The sequence below is a fragment of the Flavobacterium bomense genome (assembly GCF_003970355.1).
In genome coordinates this window covers 1-1203 of record NZ_RYDJ01000174.1, presented here as the reverse complement: position 1 = coordinate 1203, position 1203 = coordinate 1, and the positions used below count along the sequence as shown (strand labels likewise).

The 1203-nt window shown below is 31.5% G+C and carries 1 protein-coding gene and 1 pseudogene; both read left to right on the top strand.

The window, feature by feature from the left end; all coding sequences use genetic code 11:
• The coding region (locus tag EKL98_RS16500; protein ID WP_148104453.1) for a glycosyltransferase family 2 protein at positions 1-949 on the top strand (949 nt) is incomplete at its 5' end.
• 23 nt (positions 950-972) lie between these two features.
• Positions 973-1203, top strand: a pseudogene (locus EKL98_RS18280) (sulfatase); the annotation flags it as partial.

The window sequence follows — 1203 nt, the reverse complement described above, 5'->3', positions numbered from 1 at the left end:
GGGATTAAATATGAGCAAAAACAAATATGTTGCTTGTATAGATGTGGATTGTTTGCTATTGGAAGACGCACTTCAAAAATTGATAAAACCATTGCTGGAAACAACTGACGTTAAAGTAATTGCCGCAGGTGGTGTAATAAGAATCGCAAATTCATGTACTGTCAAAGACGGTAAATTACTTGATGTACACTTTCCTAAAACTTGGTTGGAACAAGGACAAATATTAGAATACTTGAGAGCTTTTTTATTGGGAAGAATGGCATGGAGTAGACTAAATGGTTTGTTGGTAATTTCAGGAGCTTTTGGTTTATTTGATAAAAAAATAGCCATTAAGGTGGGTGGTTACGACACCAATACCGTAGGGGAAGACATGGAAATTATTGTACGAATGAGGCGATATATGGAAGATCAAAAACAAAAATACAAAGTGGCATATATCCCGGATCCTCTTTGCTGGACAGAAGCTCCAGATAATTACAAAACATTTATTTCACAAAGAAACAGATGGACTCGTGGAACTATCGAAACACTTAAAAAACACCGTAAAATAGGGTTTAATCCTAAATATAAATCCTTGGGACTTATCAGTTATCCGTATTGGTTCTTTTTTGAAAGAATGGCTCCAATTATTGAAGTTACCGGTATAATTTATTTTGGAATTCTTATATTTCTTAATGAAGTAAGATGGGATTATGCATTTGCATTTATTATTGTGGCCTATTTATTTTCGGTACTGTTTTCAATAGTTGCCATTGTTTCAGAGGAACTTACTTATCACCAATATAAAAAAAAGTCTATTGGTTTTAAATTAATAATGATAGCTTTCCTGGAACCTCTTGTCAATCATCCAACTATTCTATATTCAGCCATAAAGGGAAATATAGATTACTATTTTTACAAAAAAATAGAATGGGGAACTATGACACGAAAAGGAATGACTAAAGCATAATGTTTAAAGCATAATTCTAAAAAATGGACATTAAAAAAATTAAAGACACATTAAACAATCGTTATTTCAATAATAGCTATGCTTATGTGTACTTAACTATTTCTGTAATTATTACATTTTGGTTATTAAGGTTATTCGAAATATTCTATACACTATCTGATGGTCCCGAAAACCAGAGTATTGGAATAACAATAGTTTATAAATTACTGAATGATTTTTGGGCTGGAATTTTCATAGGATTACTATTTATGCCT